Source organism: Marinobacterium maritimum (assembly GCF_039523155.1).
In the GTDB taxonomy this organism is placed as follows: Bacteria; Pseudomonadota; Gammaproteobacteria; order Pseudomonadales; family Balneatricaceae; genus Marinobacterium; species Marinobacterium maritimum.
In genome coordinates, this window is record NZ_BAAAET010000001.1 from 1,231,875 (window position 1) to 1,248,772 (window position 16,898).

General features: G+C 56.1%; 14 protein-coding genes. 7 read left to right on the forward strand and 7 right to left on the reverse strand.

Translation table 11 applies throughout. The features are described 5' to 3' along the window. Positions 1-2: 2 nt before the first annotated feature. Genes ABD013_RS05665 through ABD013_RS05675 form a run of 3 tightly spaced genes read right to left on the reverse strand, consistent with a single transcriptional unit; the run spans position 3 to position 2,146 of the window. On the reverse strand, positions 3-785 hold the full coding sequence (locus tag ABD013_RS05665) for a class II glutamine amidotransferase (RefSeq protein WP_343803477.1): 783 nt from the start codon (positions 783-785) through the stop codon (positions 3-5). A 3-nt stretch (positions 786-788) separates the two neighbouring features. Further along, positions 789-1,265, reverse strand: coding sequence for a bactofilin family protein (locus ABD013_RS05670; RefSeq protein ID WP_343803479.1), 477 nt, complete (start codon positions 1,263-1,265; stop codon positions 789-791). Beyond that, a complete protein-coding gene (locus tag ABD013_RS05675) occupies positions 1,214-2,146 on the reverse strand; it encodes a M23 family metallopeptidase (RefSeq protein ID WP_486336247.1) in 933 nt (310 codons plus the stop codon). The genes ABD013_RS05670 and ABD013_RS05675 overlap by 52 nt, the downstream gene beginning before the upstream one ends. Positions 2,147-2,309: 163 nt before the next feature. On the opposite strand from ABD013_RS05675, the gene ABD013_RS05680 reads away from it, so the two are divergent. Continuing rightward, positions 2,310-4,658, forward strand: coding sequence for a proline dehydrogenase family protein (locus tag ABD013_RS05680; protein WP_343803485.1), 2,349 nt, complete (start codon positions 2,310-2,312; stop codon positions 4,656-4,658). Position 4,659: 1 nt separating this feature from the next. Here ABD013_RS05680 and ppnN read toward each other — a convergent pair whose 3' ends face one another. Next, a complete protein-coding gene (gene ppnN, locus ABD013_RS05685; RefSeq protein ID WP_343803489.1) occupies positions 4,660-6,045 on the reverse strand; it encodes a nucleotide 5'-monophosphate nucleosidase PpnN in 1,386 nt (461 codons plus the stop codon). A gap of 208 nt (positions 6,046-6,253) precedes the next feature. Here ppnN and ABD013_RS05690 point away from each other — a divergent pair, with 208 nt between their 5' ends. The 4 genes from ABD013_RS05690 (at position 6,254) to ABD013_RS05705 (ending at position 12,121) form a co-directional block, all read left to right on the forward strand. Beyond that, positions 6,254-7,642: a PhoH family protein gene (locus ABD013_RS05690; protein WP_343803492.1), complete on the forward strand. Its 1,389-nt coding sequence runs from the start codon at positions 6,254-6,256 to the stop codon at positions 7,640-7,642. Between the two features lie 300 nt (positions 7,643-7,942). Continuing rightward, a complete protein-coding gene (gene mqo / locus ABD013_RS05695; RefSeq protein ID WP_343804000.1) occupies positions 7,943-9,496 on the forward strand; it encodes a malate dehydrogenase (quinone) in 1,554 nt (517 codons plus the stop codon). A gap of 103 nt (positions 9,497-9,599) precedes the next feature. Next, the gene (gene yidD, locus ABD013_RS05700; protein WP_343803495.1) at positions 9,600-9,881 is read left to right on the forward strand and encodes a membrane protein insertion efficiency factor YidD; all 282 of its coding nucleotides are present in this window, start codon (positions 9,600-9,602) and stop codon (positions 9,879-9,881) included. Positions 9,882-9,913: 32 nt separating this feature from the next. Further along, complete coding sequence (locus tag ABD013_RS05705; protein ID WP_343803498.1) at positions 9,914-12,121, forward strand: hypothetical protein; 2,208 nt, start codon at positions 9,914-9,916, stop codon at positions 12,119-12,121. On the opposite strand, the gene ABD013_RS05710 is transcribed toward ABD013_RS05705, so the two are convergent. After that, complete coding sequence (locus tag ABD013_RS05710) at positions 12,118-12,930, reverse strand: mechanosensitive ion channel family protein (protein WP_343803501.1); 813 nt, start codon at positions 12,928-12,930, stop codon at positions 12,118-12,120. The two genes, ABD013_RS05705 and ABD013_RS05710, sit on opposite strands and share 4 nt — an antisense overlap. A gap of 130 nt (positions 12,931-13,060) precedes the next feature. Between ABD013_RS05710 and ABD013_RS05715 the strand changes: the two genes are divergently transcribed. Both ABD013_RS05715 and ABD013_RS05720 read left to right on the forward strand, forming a co-directional pair. Beyond that, positions 13,061-13,633, forward strand: a complete 573-nt coding sequence (locus ABD013_RS05715; RefSeq protein ID WP_343803504.1) for a TIGR04211 family SH3 domain-containing protein — start codon at positions 13,061-13,063, stop codon at positions 13,631-13,633. 281 nt (positions 13,634-13,914) lie between these two features. Then, positions 13,915-14,067 carry a hypothetical protein gene (locus tag ABD013_RS05720; RefSeq protein ID WP_343803507.1) on the forward strand — a complete coding sequence of 51 codons (153 nt, stop codon included), beginning with the start codon at positions 13,915-13,917 and terminating at the stop codon, positions 14,065-14,067. 36 nt (positions 14,068-14,103) lie between these two features. On the opposite strand, the gene ABD013_RS05725 is transcribed toward ABD013_RS05720, so the two are convergent. Beyond that, the gene (locus ABD013_RS05725) at positions 14,104-14,307 is read right to left on the reverse strand and encodes a hypothetical protein (protein ID WP_343803510.1); all 204 of its coding nucleotides are present in this window, start codon (positions 14,305-14,307) and stop codon (positions 14,104-14,106) included. Positions 14,308-14,325: 18 nt separating this feature from the next. Continuing rightward, positions 14,326-16,863 (reverse strand): EAL domain-containing protein, encoded by a 2,538-nt coding sequence (locus ABD013_RS05730; protein ID WP_343803513.1) that lies wholly within the window; start codon positions 16,861-16,863, stop codon positions 14,326-14,328. Positions 16,864-16,898 lie beyond the last annotated feature (35 nt).

Genomic DNA, 16,898 nt, shown 5'->3' on the forward strand with positions numbered 1-16,898 from the left:
CCCTACTCCTTCAGCTGAGCCGCAACCTCACCATCGACAAAGACAACCATCTCTCCAGTGCCTAGCTTTTGCCAACGTTCGTTGTCGGTCAAGGGCTCGGTCGCGATGACCGTGACCACATCATTGGGTGTGGTCTCGGCACCGAAGTCCACACTGACTTCACAATCCTTGAGCCTGGCCTCACCAAAGGGCGAGCGTCGCGTAATCCAGGCCAGCTTGGTCGTACAGTAACAGAAAAGGCGAGTCGACTCGCTGAGCAACATATTGAACACTCCCAAGGCTCGCAACTGATCACAGCACTGGTGAATGAACTGCTGGAGTTCACCGAAATCGGATGGTCGTTCCGGGTAGCGACTGCGAATCTGATCCAGCAACCAACAGAAGGCATATTCGCTGTCAGTGGTGCCTACCGGCTGATAAAATTTCAGCGGCCAGTCAAACAGCGCTTTATCGAGCTGGCCGTTATGGGCATAGGTCCAGGTATAGCCCCAGAGCTCGCGACTGAAAGGGTGGGTATTCTCCAGACAAACCGACCCCACATTAGCCTGGCGAATATGACTGATGACCACCCGACTCTTGATTGAGTAGTCCGCTACCAACCCGGCGATCCGAGAGTCAGCACTGGGTTCTGGGTCATGAAAACTGCGCAGCCCCTTACCCTCATAGAAAGCGATCCCCCAGCCATCCCGGTGTGGCCCGGTACGGCCACCACGCTGCATCAGCCCCGTAAAACTGAAGCAGATATCCGTGGGTACATTGGCACTCATGCCGAGCAGTTCACACATGCATCAATCCTCCTGACGACTCAGGGTAATACGGTCCGGCAAGGTATCGAACAATGCATAGTCCAGCACCTCTCCCCCAATTGCAGCCTTACCGGAGTCATCCGGATGATATTCGAGCCGCGGCGTCGAGCGTTGCATGCGACGCTCACCGACAAAGCACCCCTGGGGGTCGATGCTCAATTTGTCACTGCACACATTAGCCCGAACCTTACCGCCTCGTTCAACATGTAACGAAGTACAGATCAGGTCGCCTTCCAACAGACCACTAACGTTGACATGATTGGCTACCAGACAACCACGCACGACTCCCTGACGCCCGATCGTCACATCATCGGCGACTTCCAGTCGCCCTTCAACGACACCGTCAATATGAACCTTGCCGCAAACCCGCATATCACCCGACAGCTGGTTACCTTGCGCAATAATGGTTACTGCGCTCCGGACTGATTTAGCGGATACATTGCGCTTAAGGATTCCCACGGCACCTCCTCGACTTCGCTAAACAGGGCATTGAAATTATCCAGCCCCCACTGCAGGAAAGGCCCGGGATTCAGGGGCCTGTACATGAAACGCACCTCGTAGTGCAGGTGCGCTCCGGTCGAGCGCCCGCTATTGCCACTGAGCGCTATCTGCTGGCCCTTGTGTACAAAGGTGCCACTCTTCACCAGCACCTTCTGCAGATGGGCGTAATAGGTTTTAAAGCCGAAATTATGCTGCAAAACCACCAGGTTGCCAAAGCCGCTGCCCTTACGATAACCGCCATACTCGACCACTCCGTCGGCAGTTGCATACACTGGCGTACCTCGATCAGCCTTGAAGTCCATGCCATTGTGCATTTTGCGTGTTTTGAGCACCGGGTGCATTCGCATGCCGTAGCTGTCATTGATCCTTTCCGCCGAGATCGGCACTCCGTTTGGAATGCTGTGCAGCAGGAACAATCTCTGACGGGCGGCCATCCGCGTCAATTCCAGGCGCTCTTCAAGGCTCATGCCAACGGGTTCCTGCAACAGGCCCAGACGGGTTTCCAGCGTACTCAGCGTGGCCCCAATTTCCTGATTTTCTTCCACCAGCCGCGCCCGCTCGGCACTTAGATCACTCAGCGAGCTGCCCAGCTCATCAAGCTCAGAGATATACAGCTGCTGCGTTCCCAGCAACAACTGATACTGCTCGTTAAGGTCTTGATGATCTCGTTCCAGGTCGGTCAGATCATCATGTGTCTTGACCAACAACCAGTTGGACACGAAAAAGCTCATGCCCGACAAAAGCACAAAGGTCAGAAGCAGGTATGCCAACAGCTGATGCAGAAAAATTTGTCGCGACCCGTGACGGGTCGTCAGCGTCAGAACTAGCTTGCGTCGCAAAAGAGATACCCTGTAAAAAAATGAACCACTATAAGCGATTACAACCAACACCTCCACGTGTAAGTCGCTCCTGATAAAGGGGTTTTACCGACCAACCTGCCTCCTGGCAATAATATTTACGCTAGACTGGCGCCAGGATTACAGCAACCTGCGGAGCAGAGGGATGTTACCACTCAGCATATTTTTCTCGGACGAGTACCGACTGCTCACCCGGCAGCAACTGACCCGAAATCTCGGTCAGTATTTTGCCGTTCCCGACCAGTTTCTGGTCGACAGCTGGCAGGCGCTCAGCCCCCACTTCCCCGTGATATCACCTGTGGAGCCTGAGACACCACCAGTGATTGCTTTACCTCCGGCTCATCCATTGACTGCAGCGGCTGCCAATCAGCGCTTTAACCAATATCTGAAACAACTGGAGCTGCCTGCACCGTCCACCCTGCTGATTAACCCAGCCGACCTCCACCCTCGCTATGAAGCACTTAAGCGAAGCAGCATCCAAGACGGACTCTGCCATCGCCTGCATGTGCTGGCACTTGCGGCACGCGAGAATGGTCACCAGCTGACCTTGCATCCCCCCAACGAGGCAACTATTGAACTGACACTGGATATCCTGGCCACAACCCTGACCCTGCCTGGCCTTGAGCATTGGGGAGACTTGGGCATTTGCCTGCACACCAGCAGCAAACGAGCCCTGCCGACACTGGCCTGGCTGGAACACCTGGGACGCTCGTTGAATGTCAGCATTCCAATAAAGTTGATCACTGGCATGCCTGACACCAACGAGATCTTGAGCGCTCAGCACGCTGGCTATACCTGCTATCCGGTTCTGACTGACCCTGAGCACTGCCGCATCGGCCAGCAGCTTTGCCTGCAGTTTATCCAAAGCCTGAATAACACCCGCCTGCGTGCCTCCCTGCTGTCTCACCAGCCCCTGCACACGTACGCCCAGCTACCAGCTCAGCCGTCAGATATTTTCCTGCCGGTACGCAACAATGCATCCAGCCCCCCTGTCGGCCAGACTCTAACCAACGACGCCCTGACTCAGGCGCTGGAGCAGTACGCAGTACATTCCCTGGATGTCGGTCCGCTGATCAACGGCGAAAGCCTGAAAAGTCCAGAAACGCATGAACGACTCAGCCCAAGCCACGCGGGCCTGACAATCGGACAACTTTGCTCGACCACGGAAGAGCAGGTTCGCGCCGCATTTGATTGTGCTCTGGATGCACAGTCAAAGTGGAACCGACTTGGAGTTGAATCTCGTGCCGATATCCTCCAGCGCTGGGCTGAGCGCCTGCAACAAGAACAGCATGCCTTGGTCGCCACTTGTGTACATGAAACCGGCCTTAGCGTCCGTGACGCGCTTACCGACCTGCGCACCGCGATTAACCTCTGCTATTACTACTGCAACCAGGCTCGCATCAAACTCGCGCCCCGTACTCTGCATGGCCACCAGCCCGAGGAAAACCGGCTTGAGCTGCACGGAAGGGGCATCTATATCTGCCTGACCGACCACAACGAGCCCCTGGCAACGGCCCTCGGCCAGCTGGCTGCCCTGCTGGTCAGCGGTAACAGTGTGCTTTTGCACCCGGATCCAAGCTCCGCTTCCTGTCTTTCACTGGCCAGCGAATACCTGTGGGAAGCGGGCCTCCCTTCTGGCGCACTTGCTTTACTGCCGGGTGATAGCCAGGTCGCCCATTGGCTGGTGGAAGACTACCGTATAGCCGGCATTTGTTGTTTTCTCGGCCCCGGAAGAACAACCGACTTGAACAGGCGACTGGCCAGTCGCCAGGGTGCCCCTGTTGTGCCGCTGCTGTCGCACAGCTGCATGCCCGGTACTCAGATCCTGGACCGACGCCTGAGCACCTCGGAGATCCAAGGATTGTTGCACAGTGCTTTTAGTCATGCCGGACAAAGGCGCGCCACGCTGGGCACACTCTATATCGAAGCCAGCATCGCGGATGAAATTGAACAACAATTGGCCAGTGGCATGCAGCAGCTTCAGCTGGGTGACCCCGTTCAGTTGGATACCGATATTGGCCCGCTTAGCCGACGCGACCTGATGGATCAGACCTATCAGCATATTGAACGCCTCCGCCTGCGCCAACGGGTGCTCGCCCAGCTGGAGCTGAACGAGCAGCACGATCACGGCTATTATGTGCCACCGACCCTATTGCGGCTGTATACGCTGGATGAGCTGTCCGCGCCGATCAGTGGCCCGGTACTGCACCTTATTCGATTCGAACGAGAAGAAATGACCCGAGTGCTGGTGGAGATCAACCGCTGCTGTCCAGGACAGGCCTGCGGCCTTTACTCCGATGATGACGCCCTGATTGATCAGGTGACGGATGAACTCCAGGCCAGCCGCCTGCTGCTCAACACGCCTCTTACTGACATGTCCGCCAGCATTCACCCTTCAGGCAGCTCCGGCGTATCGGGAACGGGCCCCCTTTATGGAGGGCCCAACTACCTGATGGCATTTGTCCGCGAGCGCGCCATCACCCGCAGACGTTGACTTATGATGCCTTGCTGGCCGCCGCCAAGCGGAAGCAGGGTTCATATTCCTCGTGATTGATCTTCATCCTGCGCTGATCCACAAACGACTGCAACAATTGATCCAGCGCTTCGATCACCTCCGGCTCGCCATGTAGCTCGAAGGGGCCATGCTCTTCGATGGCACGAATACCCGGCTCCTTGACGTTACCGGCCACGATGCCGGAGAGCGCACAACGCAGCTGCGCCGCCAACTCATGGTCCGGCTGCTGGCGTGACAAACACAGCTCTCGCATCGCCTCATGGGTCGGCTCAAACGTCTGCTGCAAAGCCAGAGGGATATGCAGCTGCCAATTGTAGTGATAGGCCTCGCCAGTCGCTTTGCGGTGCGTCGTTACCTCTGCCAGACCGTCACGCATCCGGGTCGCCACCTCATGCGCATCATCGATGATGATCTCATAGCATTGGGTTGCCCTGTCACCAAGCGTCGCGCGAATAAAGCGATCAACGGTTTCGAAGTATTGCTCGCTGCCAGCCGGTCCGGTGAAGATCAGCGGGAAGGGCTGACTGCTGTTACGCGCCTGCAGCAGGATACCCAGAATATAGAGAATCTCCTCAGCGGTACCCACCCCTCCCGGGAAAACCACAAAGCCGTGCCCCAAGCGCACGAACGCCTCCAGCCGGCGCTCGATATCAGGCATAATGATCAGTTCATTGACGATCGGGTTCGGCGATTCCGCCGCGATAATGCCCGGCTCGGAGATACCGACATAACGCCCCTCAAAAATGCGCTGTTTTGCATGCGCAATGGTCGCGCCCTTCATCGGGCCCTTCATTGCGCCCGGCCCACAGCCGGTACAAATATCCATGCCTCTCAGGCCAAGCTCATAGCCAACCCGCTTGGTATATTCATACTCGTCATGGCCGATTGAATGACCACCCCAGCAGACCACCATGCTCGGCTTCACATGCGGTCGTAATGCTTCCGCGTGCCTGAGCATATTGAACACCTGGTTGGTAATAGTGCCCGACAGGTCCAGTCCTTCACAGCAGGATTCCACCTTGTCAGCCACGTAGAGCAGATCCCTGAGCACCGAAAACAGGTGCTCGTTGATCCCCTGAATCAGCTCACCATCGACAAAGGCGGTCGCCGGTGCATTGATAAGATCAAGCTGCACGCCACGGTGTTTCTGGCTGATCTGGATATCGAAGGCACGGAAACGGTTGAGCACCGTACGGGTGCTATCCAGCTCGCTACCACAGTTGAGTACAGCCAATGCACACTGACGAAACAGGTTGTAGAGGCCGCCCTGACTCTTGTCCTGCAACCGCGCCACTTCGAAGGGAGAAAGTACGTCGAGATTATCCAGCGGAGTAACACTGGATGTAATGTAATGCTCGGTCATCATGCTGACCTCCTTGTTCCTTGCGGATACTGCCAGACACATAACGCATGTGCCTGTTTTAACTATGAACCCTGTCAGCCAGATTTACTACCGGCGAATGACAGTCGGATGACAACCACCTTCCTCGAGCCCACAGCAGAAATGCCATTGTAATTCTTTCATCCTTGGATTAGCTTGAAGACAAAACACCGCTGTACAAGGAAGCCCTTCGATGTCTGCATCAAAACTGTATATCCTCGACACCAACGTGCTGCTGCACGACCCAAAGTGTCTGTTTCAGTTCAAGGAACAGGACATCACCATCCCGATGACGGTGCTGGAAGAGCTGGACTCAATCAAGGACCGCAAGCAGAGTGTTGCTGCCGAAGCACGCCATGCGATCCGGGTCATCGACAACATCCTTTCAACGGCCACCAACGCCAGCCAGATCACCAAGGGTGTACGCATCCTGATAGAAGGCAAGGAGCGCGAACAGAAGCTCGGCAAACTGTCGATTTTCCCCGACCACGAGTTGACCATGCGCCAGGGCTTCCTGCCTGACGAAAGCAACAAAGACAACCGCATCATCAACTGCGCCCTGCACCTGCAGGCCACGTTCCCGCATCGCCAGATCATTCTGGTGACCAAGGACATCAACATGCGCCTAAAGGCGCTGGGCGCCGGTTTGCAGCGGGTCGAAGACTACCGCACCGACCAGCTGGTCTCCGACATCGAGATGTTGCCAGCAGGCCACCAGCACCTGGACAAGCCCTTCTGGGAGGGAGTGGAAAACGTCGACAGCTTTCAAAAGGATGGGCGAACCTACCACAAGGTCGATCGTAGCCTGCTGCCTAACACCTACCTGAATGAATACATTTACGACGACAGCAAGGATTTTTCCGCCCGTACAGTTGCCATGGATGAAACCACCGTCACCCTGCTCGACCTGGGCTATGAGCACCTGATGGATCAGGTGTGCTGGGGTATCCAGCCGATCAACCTGCAGCAGGCATTTGCCATGCAGTCACTGATGGACCCGGATATCGACATGAGCATTCTGCTCGGTGCGGCCGGCTCGGGCAAGACCCTGATCGCGCTGGCCTGCGCGCTCGAGATGGTGATTGAGGAACAGCGCTTCAACAAGATCATCGTCACCCGCTCCACGCCCCCGGTGGCTGAAGATATCGGTTTCCTGCCCGGCACTGAGGAGGAGAAGATGACCCCCTGGATGAGCTCGATTAACGACAACCTTGAAGCGATGCATGAACAGGACGAGCGGCCACAGAGCAGTGTCAAGTACGCTCTGGAAAAGGCCAACATCCAGTTCAAGTCGCTCAACTTCATCCGTGGTCGCAGCATTCAGAATGCTATCGTACTGATCGACGAGGCGCAGAACCTGACCCCGCAGCAGCTGAAGACCATCATTACCCGCTGCGGCAAGGGCACCAAGATGGTCTGTCTGGGCAACCTGGCCCAGATCGATTCCAATTATCTCACTGCACTCACTTCGGGCCTGACCTACATTGTGGAACGCTTCCGTAACTTCGAAGGGTCCGCCAGTGTCCACTTCGAAGGCATCTTCCGCTCACGCCTGGCCGAGTACGCCGAAGAGCACCTGTAACACAGCCTTCCTGCAGTGGGCAGCCGCCCACTGCAACACTGCTTTTCTTTTCTGCAGACCAAAGTCTAAAAATCCGGCGAAACCCCTATACCATGCGGGTTACAGCCTGATGATGCTATCCACGCGCGCTTCACTGTAGACAATTCGAGTTTTAATCCAGTTCCAGTTGCATATAATGCACCGCACCAAAGTACTAAGCGTAAATAATCATTCAATCTGCCGGTGTCACCACCCAATCGGGTGGATGCAGATGGCAGTGAGACGCGGAAGTCCTCCGGACAGGTCTACCACTTGCCCAGGATGCGCCAAAAGCCACCTTCCGTCGTTTCCAACCCATTGTTTACGATCAAATGGCGAACTCATATGACCACTAAAACTGTAGATGTGCTGCTAGTCGGCGCCGGCGCAATGAGTACCACCCTCGGGATGATACTCAAACAGCTGGACCCGAGCCTGAAGATTTGTATGGTCGAACGACTCGACCATGTTGCCCGCGAAAGTACCGACGGCTGGAACAACGCCGGTACCGGCCACGCTGCCTACTGTGAGCTGAACTACACGCCGGAACAGGCGGATGGTAGCATCAACACCAGCAAGGCATTCGCAATCAACACCTCTTTTGAAGTCAGCCTGCAGTTCTGGTCATACCTGGTCGAACAGGGCAACCTGCCCTCTCCCAAGGAGTTCATTAACCCGACTCCGCACTCCAGCTTTGTCTGGGGCGAGAAGAACGTCGAATTCCTGCGCAAGCGCTATGACGCGCTGAGCCAGCACCACTGCTTCACGGACATGGAGTACAGTGAAGATCACGACACTCTGCGCGAATGGATGCCGCTGGTGATGAAAGACCGCGATCCGTCCGACAAGGTTGCAGGGACCCGCGTACGCTACGGCTCTGATGTCAACTTCGGCGCATTGGCCCGTTTCATGGTGCTGAACCTGGAACAGCAGGACAACTTCGACCTGCTGCTGAGCCGAATCGTTGAAGACCTGGACCAGCAGGCCGACGGCAGCTGGAACGTAAAACTGAAAAACACCGAGAAAGGCGGCAGCGAAGTAATCAACAGCCGCTTCGTCTTCTTGGGTGCCGGTGGTGGCGCCCTGCCGCTGCTGCAGAAATCCGACATTCCGGAAAGCAAGGGTTACGGCGGCTTCCCGGTCAGTGGCATGTGGCTGGTATGCAAACGTCCGGAAATCATCGAACAGCACCAGGCCAAGGTCTATGGCATGGCACCAATCGGTGCGCCCCCCATGTCCGTACCGCACCTGGATACCCGCATCATCGATGGCAAGAAGGCATTGCTGTTTGGCCCGTTCGCCGGCTTTACCACCAAGTTCCTCAAGCAGGGCTCTTTCATGGACCTGCCGTGCAGCATTCGCCTCGGCAACCTGAAGCCGATGCTGTCCGTGGCCAAGAACAACATGGACCTGACCCGCTACCTGATCAGCGAAGTGATGCAGTCGCACACCTCCCGTGTCGACTCGCTGCGCAACTTTTTCCCCGAAGCCAAGGACGAGGACTGGGAACTGTCCTATGCCGGTCAGCGTGTCCAGATCATCAAGCCGGGTACTGAAACCGCTGGCAAACTGGAGTTCGGTACCGAAGTGATCACGGCCCAGGACGGCTCTCTGGCCGCCCTACTGGGTGCCTCTCCGGGCGCTTCCACCGCGGTGAGTGCCATGTTGAGCATCGTCGAGCGCTGCTTCGCCGAGCGCCTGAAGGAAGACAGCTGGCAGCAAAAAATCCGCGAGCTGGTACCCTCCTATGGTCAAAACATGACTGAAGACGCCGATCTGCTCAACCGCGTCCGCGCACGCACCCTCTCCGTTCTGGAACTGGATCGCCAGGCCTGATCGACCACCGGGAGCCTTAGGGCTCCCGGCTTGCTTTGCATCACTGGCCAGTCGTGACACCAGGGGCTATCATCTGCAACAGATGGTTTTGGGAATCCCGCATATGATCAACCGCCTGGTTACAGGATTGCTGATTCGGCTGGTACGGCTTTACCAGATCGCCGTCAGCCCCTTCCTTGGCAATAACTGCCGATTCTATCCCAGCTGTTCCAGCTACATGATCGAAGCGATACAGGTACACGGTATCCTCAAGGGCCTCTACCTGGGCACACGCCGCATCCTCCGTTGCCACCCCTACTCCGAAGGCGGCCTGGACCCCGTGCCACCCCGCTGCTGCCCGCATGGCAAGGCACATGACGCTACGGCTACCGACTACACTGAATAGATCAGCGATATCCGCCAGTTAGAGGTATACAGATGTTCTCACCCCTGAGCGTACTACTGGTCATTACCCTTTACATCGGGCTGCTGTTCGGGCTCGCACAATGGGGTGAACACCGCACCCGCCGTGGCCGGCCAATTAATTCAGCCACTATCTATGCACTGTCGCTCTGTGTGTATTTCACCACCTGGACCTTTTACGGCAGTGTAGGCTTTGCGACTCAGTCAGGCCTGCTTTATCTAGGCGTCTATGTCGGTTCGCTGCTCTCGCTGTTTTTCTGGCAGTACACCATCAGGCGTATGATTGCGGTAAAAGAGACATTTCATATCACCAGCATCGCTGACCTTATCTCAACCCGCTATCGACGCTCCCAGCGCATCGCCGCACTGGTAACCCTGATCGCCCTGTTCGGTTTGCTGCCCTACATCAGCCTGCAGCTGGAAGCCGTGATCCGCTCGCTGCGCCTGATCACCCATGAAGGTGCCGGCCATATTCACTGGAGCTCCTCCGGCATGGTCATCACCCTATTGATGGCGGTCTTCACCATCATTTTTGGTGTCCGTCGCCTGGACCCGACCGAACGCCACCAGGGCATGATCCTGGCACTGGTGGCCGAGTGCGTGATCAAACTGATCGCCTACCTGATCATCGGCCTGTTCATCAGCTACCAGTTTTTTGACGGGCCTCTCGACATCTACCAGAAGATACAAGAACACAACCTGCAACACCTGGTCAGCCTCGGCGGCGAGGATAGCGGAATCCAATGGCTAACGCTGATTGTTCTCAGCTTCGCGGGCGTCCAACTGCTCCCACGTCAGTTTCATGTCGGCGTGGTGGAGAACGTGTCCCCCAGCCATCTGGGACGGGCACTCTGGGTGTTCCCGCTGTATACAGTACTGATCGTAATGTTTGTGGTCCCCGTTGCCGCTGCAGGCAGCATCCTGGGACTACCTGAGCAGTCTGCCGACTTTTTCATGCTGCTGGTGCCCCAGGCACTCGACGAACCATACCTGGCGCTGCTCTCTTTCCTCGGCGGGTTCGCCGCCGCCAGTGGCATGGTCATCATCACCACCATGACGCTGGCCACCATGGTATCCAACCACCTGCTGCTGCCTTTCTGCGAAAAGTTCCAGCAGCTGGCCTGGATGCGAACCTGGCTGCTGCAGGTCCGTTGGGTGCTGGTGGCCATCATTCTGTTTGGCAGCCTGCTGCTCGCGCGTCTGCTCACCGACACCTACATGCTGGTAGCCGTTGGCATGATCTCGTTCGTTGCCGCTCTGCAGTTTGCACCGGCGACGTTCATCGGACTGTTCTGGAACCGTGGCAACAGCATGGGCGCCATGCTCGGGCTAATGGCCGGCTTCGGCCTCTGGACCTGGACCCTGATCGTACCTGCTTGGGTCGAGGAAGGCTGGCTTCCTCTGAGCTTGCTGGAGCATGGTCCTCTTGGCATTCAATGGTTGGCCCCGCAAGCGCTGTTTGGCAGCGACCTGCCGAAGATTCCCCACGCCGTTTTCTGGTCTCTTTCTGTAAACCTGCTGGCCTATTTTCTGGGCTCCTGGTTCTATAACCCGCACAAGCAGGAACGCACCCTGACCACCGAGTTCCTTTATACCAGCCGCGCCCTGCGAACCCAGGAAAAAGCACGCCCCACCGGGCTTAATGCCTATATCGAACTGGCACCCAAACTGGTCGAAGCCGAGCAGTTACTGCGTCGTTACCTGGGTGATGAAAAAGCACAGCATAACGTCAACCGCATCGCCGATGATCTTCAGGTTTACGACAAGAGCCACATATCGGTCGTGGAACTGATGGAATTTCACCGCATGCTGGAACAGATTCTGGCGGGCGCCATTGGTGCCGCCAGTGCGCACACCGCGATCGAGGAAAACATCCGCTATACAGATCGCGAGCGGTCAGACCTCACCGCCATTTACAGCCATATTGTCAACGAACTTCAGGGCTCGTACCGATTCCACCCGGATAAGGCAAATGAGCCGCAAAGCCGCGGTTTCGAGATGCTGGACGACCTCCAGGACCAACTGGAGCACTTGCAGCTGAAGATTGATCAACAAGGCAATGAACTGGAGCAGCTTGAAGCCAAGCTGGAGCGTCAATATCAGGAGATTTTTGATTATCGAGTAGAAGCGCAGCGCTTGCGTCATGAGAACGAAACGCTGCGGCAACAGCTGCTGGCCGAGAGTCAAGGTGACAACTCGGCGCTTACGCGAGGGCCGGGTTAACCGGCGGTTTTCTCTTCCTGATGCAGGTGGACATCCATCTGCGGGAAGGGAATACTGATGCCCTGGCGGTCAAATTCCAGCTTGACCTTCTCGGTGATATCCCAGCGAACAGCCCAATAATCCGCTGTCTTCACCCAGGGACGCACGTTGAAATTGACACTGCTGTCACCCAGTTCAGCTACCGATACCACGGGTGCAGGATCCTTGAGCACACGCTCATCCTGCTCCAGGATCTCCATCAGCACACGCTTGGCCTTGAGCAAGTCATCGCCATAGCCGATACCGAACACCATATCGACACGACGGGTGTCACGCTTGGAGTAGTTGATGATGCAATCGCTGTAGATTTTGCCGTTGGGCAGGATAATCTCGCGGTTGTCACCGGTCCGAAAAACCGAGTTGAAGATAGTGATGTGCTCCACAATACCACTGACACCACCGGCCTCAACGAAATCACCCTCACGGAAGGGGCGGAATACGATCAGCATCACGCCAGCCGCGAAGTTTTTCAGCGAGTCCTGCAATGACAGACCAATAGCCAGGCCTGCAGCACCAATCAGGGCGATCAGGGAAGTCGTATCGACGCCCAGCTGACCCAGGGCTGCAATCACGACGAACAGCAGCAGCAGGGCATGCGCAATGGAGCTGACAAAATTGATCAGCATGGTGTCCATTTTGGTTTTGCGCAGAACACGTCCCAGCACATTGATCAGCAGCTTGACCACCCAGCGACCCAACACGAAGATGGCAATCGCTAGGCCGATATTAATCAGCCAGGGCAAAATATATTCTTGAGAGAAGGACTCCATGTAAATTCCCCTTTGAATTTGAATATGGAAGCATCAGTTCGGCTGCCGTTCAGATTCCGGACAGCTCCTAAACGATAAAGTGTTTGTAGTGTAAAATCATGTGTTTGTTGCTTCAGCCGTTGGAATCAGTATGAAAAAAATTCTGTTACTTGGCGCCCTGCTCTGCGCTTCTGTACCGGCCTTTGCCGAGAAAGGCCATATCGCCGATGATGCCCATGTCTTCTTTCACAGTGGTCCCGGCAATCAGTACCGCATCAGCGGGCGGGTTAATAGTGGCGAATCGGTCGAAATTCTCGCGCGGAACAACGATACCGAGTACGTCCAGATTCGTACCTCAAGCGGTCGTACAGGCTGGCTTCAGGCCGCTCTCGTCGGAGAAGGCGACAGTAAGTTGATCGAACTTCCCAAGCTGGAAGCTTCGCTTGAACAGAGCCGTACCACCATCAGTGAGCAGGCCGACACCATTGAGAAGCTGAACAGCACTCTGGAACAGCTGCAGCGCGACAGCAGCACCTATACTGACCAGATCCGCTCTCTCAAAACTGAAATTCGTGACCTCGAGTCCCAGATCAGCAATATGGATCAGAGCAATCTGATGCGCTGGCTGACCTATGGCGGCCTGATCGCTTTTGGCGGGGTGATTCTGGGCCTGATCGTGCCCCACCTGCCGCGTAAGCGTAAACGCAGTGACGACTGGTTCTGAATGCGGGACATAGCCTGAGACTATCGACTCTATAGGCTATCGCCATTAGCTTCATGCAGTGCTTCCCGGTTCAATGGTCATAGAGACTCTTGGGAAGCTTGCATGGTCCAGCAGGTCACATTACAGATGGATTTTGGCGGTGACTCACCGTCAGAGGGGAAAGCGCTTTGCGAAATGGATATTTTGGCGTACGTTTATATTCACGCCAAAGAAAAATCCAGAGCAAGGAAACCTGGTCCCGTTTCAAGGGTCATACCGGTAACGTAACAGGAGATAACGCCATGCTGACAACCTCTCTGACCGTATCCCTGGTCTTGGCCGTAGCCGCCGTTCTGGGAGTGTTACTGGCACGGGAAGCCAGAAGCCAGGGTCACAAGATGCGCCCCCAGCCAATTCGGGTAGAGCAGCAACCAGCACGCCGGCGCAGACACTGATATCCATTCCGGCCCCCACCGCTCTACCCGCTCAGCTCAGCCGCTGCGGCCGGCATCAGGCGCCAGCGGTTCGAGCTCTGCAAACCCCTCGCTCTGAGCCCAGTAGCGCCGTCCCTGCTCCACCCTGATTACACCCTTGAAGCGCTGTTGCAGGTAATCGACCGCTTCTTCAAGGGTCTCGATATCGCACAGGATAACCCCGCCACGATCGTTATCGGTGGCAAAAATATAACTTTTCAAGCCTGACTCCGCTTGTCACTAGGGTAAGTCGATGCGGCATTCTGCCCGCTCAGCCTTATAGCTAAACGCCCAGCCTTCCAAATCACTGGCCGGCATGGGGCGGGCAATATGGTATCCCTGTGCCTGGTCACAGCCAAGCTGCTTGAGCACATCCAGGTCCTCAGCGGATTCCACACCCTCCGCCACCACCTCCAGCTTCATCGCGTGGCTCATATCGATCATCGCCTGCACCAGGCGCCCACCGGTTCCCGCTCCGTCGATCTGACTGATAAAACTGCGGTCGATCTTGATCATGTCCAGCGACATGTTACGGATATAGCTGAGACTGGAATAACCGGTACCAAAATCATCAATTGCAATGCGAACGCCCTGTGCGCGCATTCTAACCAGCTCACGTTCGGTCGCTTCAGCACACTGCATGAAGCAGGTCTCGGTCAGCTCAACAACAAACAGAGCTGTCGGCAACTGATACTCGTGCAACAGCGCCAGTAAACGGTTAGCCACCTCGCCCCGCTGGAACTGTCGCGCCGAAAAATTGACCGAGAGTTTAAACCTAAGCCCTTTGCGCCCCCAGCCGGCTGCCTCCTTGATGGACTGCTCCAGTGCCCAATAACCAATTGCTTCAATCAAGCCCGCATCTTCAGCGACCGGAATGAACACCTCGGGCGATACTTGTCCCAACTGAGGGCTGTACCATCGAATCAATGCCTCAGCCCCGATCAGCTCCCCCGTTGCCACGTCAATCTGTGGCTGATAGACCATGAAAAACTCGTTGTTTTCCAGTGCTTGATGCAACAAGCCGGCAATGCGATAGCGACTCAGGACGGCCTCATGCTGGGCTGGCGAGAAGAAGCAGATATTATTTCGCCCCTGCTCCTTCGAGTGCTGCAGTGCAATCTCGGCACAGCGAATCAACGCCTCACTGGATTCAGCATCATCCGGCACGACTGCCACACCAATACTGACCATCACCCGGACCTCATCACGCTCCAGCCAGAATGGCATCGACAGTACACGGGTCAACTCATCCAGAAACGCCGTCAGCGCGTTCACGTCCGTCAGTTCAGAAAGAATGATATAAAACTCATCACCCGCCGGCCGCGCCGCCGTACCCCTGTCCTCAAGGGTCGTTTCAATACGCTCGGCCACCTGTTTCAGCAACAGGTCTCCCCCCTTGTGGCCGAAACGGTCATTAATCTGTTTGAACAGGTCCAGATCGAGCGCCAACAGCGCCATCATCCGCCCCTGCTCATTGCAATAGTTATACGCCAGTTGCAGACGGTCCTCGAACAGGCGGCGATTGGCCAGCCCGGTCACCGAGTCAAACCAGGACAACTGCTGCATTTTCGCCTGGGATCGCTTCAGCTCCGTCAGATCATGAAAGATTGCCGCATACTGACTGACGTCGCCCTGGTCGTTTTCAATCGCCGTGATACTGAGCCATTCAGGATAGACCGTGCCATCCTTGCGGCGATTCCAGATCTCCCCTTGCCAGACACCGGTCCGCTTCAGTGTGTCCCAGAGTCCACGATAGAAGCCAGTATCATGCCGCCCCGAGCTGAGCATGCTCGGGTTGTTACCCAGGGCTTCCCAGGGCTCATAGCCGGTAATGGCCGTGAAAGCAGGATTGACGCTCTGTATGCAACCCAAAGCATCAGTGATGACAATGCCTTCACGGGAGGCATTAATCACGGTTTCAATCAATCTCAGATCATGTTGCGACTTCTTGAGTGCTCGACTCTGGTCATTCAGCAACTCGCGAAGGCGGTAGATGTAATCCATTTCGACACTGCGCAGGATATCGGCATAGGATGCCAGGCCAATCACCCGGCCCGTCCTGTCCTTAACCCCGATATGGCGGAACTCATGCTGCTTGAAGTATTTGCGCACGTTGAACAGACTCATATCACAATCAACGGCGATCAGACATGGCAGTGCCAGTGACGCCAGCGATATGTCAGGGTCAATGCCCGTCGTGAGAAAGCGGATGACATCCGTTTCCGTCATGATCTGCCAGCCGGTCCCCTCGTCCCCGACCAGTACAGCCGAATAGTTGACCCCATGCATCCGCTCCACAGCCTGCCGAAAACTGCAGTCACGTGAAAGCCGGAGCACATCGAAGTGCGTCACCTCTTGCAGGGGCTTAAGGAAGAGATCATGCTCAAGCCCCTGATGGTTGACGATGTCACTCTGACTGACGATGCCGAGGCGTTCGCCGGAGGTCGAAAACACCAGGGCATGGGTGACATTCTGGCTGATCAGTTCCAGACCCAGCTCATCCAGTTCCATGTCACCTACGACCTTGGGAATCAGCTGCAAACCGCTACGGGTTATCAGCATCTCCCCACTATCAGCCAACGCCATGCTCATTGCCTGGCGGCGTGTAATCACACCCAGCACACCCCCCTGCTCCTCGACCAGAACCGAGCCCACATGGCGCTGTGCCATCAGCTCGATTGCCGTGGACAGCGGCGTGCCCAGCTCAATACAGATCACATCGGGCTGACAAATCGCAGCCACTTTGAGCGTGTTCTTGTGTCGGGAATTATCATTCATGTTCGGCAGATTACCATAGCTGCCTCAATTTGCAG

Excerpts from the sequence above, each read along its gene's own strand:
- ABD013_RS05690 (WP_343803492.1), top strand. The coding sequence starts at position 6,254 with ATGTCTGCATCAAAACTGTATATCCTCGACACCAACGTGCTGCTGCAC.
- ABD013_RS05710 (WP_343803501.1), bottom strand. The coding sequence starts at position 12,930 with ATGGAGTCCTTCTCTCAAGAATATATTTTGCCCTGGCTGATTAATATC.
- ABD013_RS05665 (WP_343803477.1), bottom strand. The coding sequence starts at position 785 with ATGTGTGAACTGCTCGGCATGAGTGCCAATGTACCCACGGATATCTGC.
- ABD013_RS05720 (WP_343803507.1), top strand. The coding sequence starts at position 13,915 with ATGCTGACAACCTCTCTGACCGTATCCCTGGTCTTGGCCGTAGCCGCC.
- ABD013_RS05705 (WP_343803498.1), top strand. The coding sequence starts at position 9,914 with ATGTTCTCACCCCTGAGCGTACTACTGGTCATTACCCTTTACATCGGG.
- yidD (WP_343803495.1), top strand. The coding sequence starts at position 9,600 with ATGATCAACCGCCTGGTTACAGGATTGCTGATTCGGCTGGTACGGCTT.
- mqo (WP_343804000.1), top strand. The coding sequence starts at position 7,943 with ATGCGCCAAAAGCCACCTTCCGTCGTTTCCAACCCATTGTTTACGATC.
- ABD013_RS05680 (WP_343803485.1), top strand. The coding sequence starts at position 2,310 with ATGTTACCACTCAGCATATTTTTCTCGGACGAGTACCGACTGCTCACC.
- ABD013_RS05730 (WP_343803513.1), bottom strand. The coding sequence starts at position 16,863 with ATGAATGATAATTCCCGACACAAGAACACGCTCAAAGTGGCTGCGATT.
- ABD013_RS05715 (WP_343803504.1), top strand. The coding sequence starts at position 13,061 with ATGAAAAAAATTCTGTTACTTGGCGCCCTGCTCTGCGCTTCTGTACCG.
- ppnN (WP_343803489.1), bottom strand. The coding sequence starts at position 6,045 with ATGATGACCGAGCATTACATTACATCCAGTGTTACTCCGCTGGATAAT.